Source organism: Vibrio sp. IB15, from assembly GCF_016406055.1.
GTDB classification, from domain to species: Bacteria; Pseudomonadota; Gammaproteobacteria; order Enterobacterales; family Vibrionaceae; genus Vibrio; species Vibrio chagasii.
Window position 1 is genome coordinate 1 of sequence record NZ_JAEFCE010000112.1, and the last position, 4912, is coordinate 4912.

Annotated in this window: 3 protein-coding genes; all 3 read left to right on the forward strand. The window is 46.2% G+C overall.

What is annotated here, in order from left to right; all coding sequences use genetic code 11:
• Positions 1-177 precede the first annotated feature (177 nt).
• The 3 genes from JC606_RS22675 (at position 178) to vexH (ending at position 4803) form a co-directional block, all read left to right on the forward strand.
• Positions 178-339, forward strand: a complete 162-nt coding sequence (locus JC606_RS22675) for a hypothetical protein (RefSeq protein ID WP_008220674.1) — start codon at positions 178-180, stop codon at positions 337-339.
• A 274-nt stretch (positions 340-613) separates the two neighbouring features.
• Positions 614-1690 carry an efflux RND transporter periplasmic adaptor subunit gene (locus tag JC606_RS22680; protein WP_137407333.1) on the forward strand — a complete coding sequence of 359 codons (1077 nt, stop codon included), beginning with the start codon at positions 614-616 and terminating at the stop codon, positions 1688-1690.
• Positions 1690-4803, forward strand: coding sequence for a vibriobactin export RND transporter permease subunit VexH (vexH, locus tag JC606_RS22685; protein WP_198779496.1), 3114 nt, complete (start codon positions 1690-1692; stop codon positions 4801-4803). The genes JC606_RS22680 and vexH overlap by 1 nt, the downstream gene beginning before the upstream one ends.
• The last annotated feature ends 109 nt before the right edge of the window (positions 4804-4912 follow it).

Below are 4912 nucleotides of genomic sequence, written 5' to 3' on the forward strand. Positions count from 1 at the left end.
GCCGGCAGATTTACAGTCTGCTCCCTTTGGCCACTCGGGAACCCCTCCAGGGTGTTTTTCCTAACTCATAATGGATAGGCTAAAGAGATGTTTTTCCCAACGCATCTCTCAAGTGCGGAGCGCATCATAGCAAACACGTTAAACCTGTAAAGGGTTTTTCTTATGGTTTTGTGTTAAATGCTGCCTTTTTGGGCAAAGATGGCGAAAAGTACGCATATTGCTCGTGAAGTGAACATCTGTACTAAGGTTTACGTACTGGTGGGTAACGCCTTGAGGTTATTGGCTTTCTGTCTTGCTGTTGTTTTGGCTAAACCACCACGAAACGTAAACGAAATTTAATCTAGATTTACACTTCTTGACGTTACAGCATCCATCAGTTGATAGAATACGGTTAATTTCATTTATAGAGAATAATACCAATCGTAGTAAGTAACTTGTCGTTCTAGCTTATTAAAATGCTCGACAGCTGCGTTAGGATGTTTGATTGTAGGATAACTACTTATCGAAGCTACCCTGTTGAAAAGAGCAGCCTTGTTTTCAAGCCTTTTTCCTACGCTATTGCTAACCACTTACTCACTGTGATTGCTACAAAACTTACTTGCAGACCATAATTATGAAAAATAAATCTGTTATAACCCTGCTGAGCTTGTCTATTCTTATGGCGTCTCCAGCCGTACTTGCAAAGCGCATGGGCCCGAGCACTGTCACTGTTGTTACTGAGCAGGTGGATATTCACCAAGTTAGCCAATCCCTTTCTCTAGTTGGAAAGCTAGAAGCTGAGCAATCGGTGATGATCACTTCTGAGGTGGCTGGGCGCGTTGACTCTATCAACATTAAAGCGAATCAAGATGTGACTAAAGGCCAGATGTTGGTTCAGTTAGATGACGATAAGGCAAAAGCTGCAGTTGCAGAAGCGCAAGCGTATCTAAAAGACGAGAAACGTAAACTAGCGGAATTTCAACGCTTGGTGAAACGTAACGCGATAACGCAAACCGAAATTGACGCGCAGAAAACCAATGTAGAGATCGCCAATGCTCGTTTGGCGGCAGCAAATGCCAACCTAAAAGATCTTCACATTAGCGCACCATTCTCAGGCACAGTCGGCTTTATCGATTTTAGCCGCGGCAAAATGGTGACAGCGGGTACTGAACTGGTAACTCTAGATGACCTTTCAGTCATGCAGTTAGACCTTCAGATCCCTGAACGTTACCTTTCTATGCTATCAAAAGGCATGAAAGTGACGGCTCGAACCAGTGCATGGGGAGATACCGAATTTACAGGTTCAGTGGTTGGCATTGATTCTCGTATCAACGCAGAGACATTAAACCTTCGAGTTCGAATCAATTTCGATAACAACAATGATTACCTAAAGCCGGGCATGTTGGTGTCGGCAGCGATGGACTTCCCACCAGTTGAAGCACCAATCATTCCAGTTCAAGCCCTTGAGTACTCAGGTACTAAACGTTTTGTTTATGTGGTTGGTGAAGATAACAAGGCAACGCGAACGGAAGTCTTCCTTGGTGCTCGTATCGACAACGAAGTTGTGATTGAAAAGGGTATCGAAATTGGCCAGAAAATTGTCGTTCAGGGCATCGTGAACATGCGTGATGGTGTTCAAGTTCACGAACTTGCTATAAACCGACCGGCTGACTCAGCAACCGAGAAAACAGCACAAGAAGGCGCTAACTAATGTTGTTATCTGACGTTTCAGTAAAGAGACCAGTAGCGGCTGTCGTATTGAGTTTGCTATTGGTTGTGTTTGGTATTGTCTCTTTTAGTAAGCTTGCCGTTCGTGAGATGCCTGATATCGAAAGCCCTGTGGTATCGATCAGCACACGCTACGAAGGCGCATCAGCGACCATCATCGAGAGTCAAATAACCTCCAATCTTGAAGACCAACTATCCGGTATCAGTGGTATTGATGAGATCGAGTCCACCACTCGTAACGGTATGTCGCGTATTACAATTACCTTTGAATTGGGTTACGACCTGAATACTGGTGTGAGTGACGTTCGTGACGCCGTTGCTCGTGCACAGAGATCTTTGCCTGACGAAGCTGATGACCCGATTGTTTACAAGAACAACGGTAGCGGTGAGGCTTCGGTTTACATCAACCTAAGCTCTACTGAGATGGACCGAACGCAGTTGACCGATTACACAGAGCGTGTGTTGATTGACCGCTTTAGTTTGATCTCCGGTGTAAGTTCAGTGGATATCTCGGGTGGCTTGTACAAAGTAATGTACGTGAAGCTAAAGCCTGCGGAAATGGCAGGGCGTGGTGTTACCACATCTGATATTACGTCTGCATTGAACAACGAGAATATCGAGAGCCCGGGCGGTGAAGTTCGTAATGACGCGATCGTGATGTCGGTTCGTACCGCTCGTTCATACACAGAAGCGGAAGACTTTGAATACCTGGTGGTCAAGCGCTCTTCTGACAACACGCCGATTTATCTTAAAGATGTCGCTGATGTTTATATTGGCGCAGAGAACGAAAACTCGACTTTTAAGAGTGACGGTGTTGTTAACGTCAGTATGGGTATCGTGCCTCAATCAGATGCAAACCCACTTGAGGTGGCAGATTTAGTACACAAAGAAGTGGAAGCGATTCAGAAGTTCTTGCCAGATGGTACGCGTTTGGCTGTCGACTATGACTCGACTGTGTTCATTGATCGTTCTATTTCAGAGGTTTACAGCACACTCTTTATCACAGGAGGTTTGGTTATCCTTGTGCTGTACATCTTCATCGGTCAAGCTCGTGCGACGCTTATCCCTGCGGTAACGGTACCTGTATCTTTAATCTCGTCATTTATTGCGGCTTACTACTTCGGCTTCTCTATCAACCTAATTACCTTGATGGCACTTATCCTATCGATTGGCTTGGTGGTTGATGATGCAATCGTGGTGGTTGAGAACATTTTCCACCACATTGAACGTGGTGAGTCGCCACTGCTTGCGGCCTATAAAGGGACACGAGAGGTTGGCTTCGCGGTAATCGCAACGACGCTTGTATTGGTGATGGTATTCCTACCAATCTCGTTCATGGACGGCATGGTTGGCCTTCTGTTTACCGAGTTCTCCGTATTGCTTGCTATGTCGGTGATCTTCTCGTCGCTAGTCGCATTGACGCTAACGCCAGTGCTAGGTAGCAAGATCCTAAAAGCGAACGTGAAACCAAACCGCTTTAACCTGTTTGTTGAATGTGTATTTGGCAAATTAGAATCTGGATACCGCTCGGTATTACGCCGCGCGTTAAATTGGCGTTGGGCTGCTCCTATCATCATTATCGCATGTTTGGGTGGTAGCTATGGTTTGATGCAACAAGTGCCAGCGCAGCTGACTCCGCAAGAAGACCGTGGTGTTATCTTTGCGTTTGTCCGTGGTGCTGATGCAACTAGTTATAACCGCATGTCTGCCAACATGGACATTGTTGAAGAACGTCTAATGCCATTGCTTGGTCAAGGCTTCTTGAAGTCATTCAGTATCCAATCGCCAGCATTTGGCGGTAATGCCGGAGACCAAACGGGCTTTGTTATCATGATCCTCGAAGATTGGGACGAACGTGATGTGACCGCGCAAGAAGCGCTGAATGAAGTTCGTAAGTCACTAGCCGGTATCCCTGATGTACGAGTATTCCCGTTCATGCCTGGTTTCCGAGGTGGGTCGAGCGAGCCTGTGCAATTCGTACTTGGTGGCTCAGATTACTCTGAACTGCAAAAGTGGGCGGAGATCTTAAAGCAAGCCGCTGAAGATTCGCCGATGATGGAAGGCGCGGATATCGATTACTCTGAGAAAACGCCTGAGCTACTGGTTACTGTAGACAAGCAGCGTGCAGCAGAGCTGGGTGTGAGTGTGTCTGACATCTCCGATACCTTAGAAATCATGCTAGGCGGACGCAGTGAGACGACTTTCGTCGAACGTGGTGAAGAGTATGATGTTTACCTGCGTGGTGACGAAAACAGCTTCAACAATGCCAATGACTTGAGCCAAATCTACATGCGAACTCAGTCTGGTGAGTTGGTGACACTAGATACTTTGACTCACATTGAAGAAGTCGCATCATCGATTCGTTTGTCGCACTACAACAAGCAGAAGTCGATAACGATTAAAGCTAACCTGATGGAAGGTTACACGTTAGGTGAAGCTCTGGATTTCCTTGATGAACAAGCGATTGAGCAACTACCGGGTGATATTTCGGTAAGCTATTCGGGTGAGTCTAAAGACTTCAAAGAGAACCAATCGAGCATCTTGGTGGTGTTTGCATTAGCGATGTTGGTGGCGTACTTGGTACTGGCGGCGCAGTTCGAGAGCTTCATAAACCCGTTAGTGGTGATGTTCACTGTACCTATGGGTATCTTTGGTGGCTTCTTAGGCTTGGTAGTGATGAGTCAGGGGCTCAACGTCTATAGCCAGATCGGTATGATCATGTTGATCGGTATGGTAACCAAAAACGGTATCTTGATCGTTGAGTTTGCTAACCAACTGCGTGACCGCGGTATTGAGTTTGAAAAAGCCATCATTGATGCTTCTGCTCGACGCTTACGACCAATCATGATGACGGCATTTACCACGCTAGCAGGTGCAATCCCATTGATTACCTCAACAGGTGCGGGTTATGAAAGCCGTGTGGCAGTAGGTACGGTTATCTTCTTCGGTATGGGTTTTGCGACCTTGGTGACTCTGTTTGTAATCCCTGCGATGTATCGATTGATTTCTGGTACAACTCGCTCACCTGGTCACGTCGAAGCGGTGCTCAACAAAGAGCTAAGCCATGACAATATAGGTAGAACTAGCCACGGTTAATGCAGTGGTATAGATAAGTAATTGATGAAAGCCCGACAACTTACTCGTTGTCGGGCTTTTTATTGGTTCATCGCGGATTAGCGGGAACTAAAAACAAAAACGGTAGTAA

Bases quoted from the DNA above. Each gene is read 5' to 3' on its own strand.
- JC606_RS22675 (WP_008220674.1), top strand. From the start codon at position 178: ATGCTGCCTTTTTGGGCAAAGATGGCGAAAAGTACGCATATTGCTCGT.
- JC606_RS22680 (WP_137407333.1), top strand. From the start codon at position 614: ATGAAAAATAAATCTGTTATAACCCTGCTGAGCTTGTCTATTCTTATG.
- vexH (WP_198779496.1), top strand. From the start codon at position 1,690: ATGTTGTTATCTGACGTTTCAGTAAAGAGACCAGTAGCGGCTGTCGTA.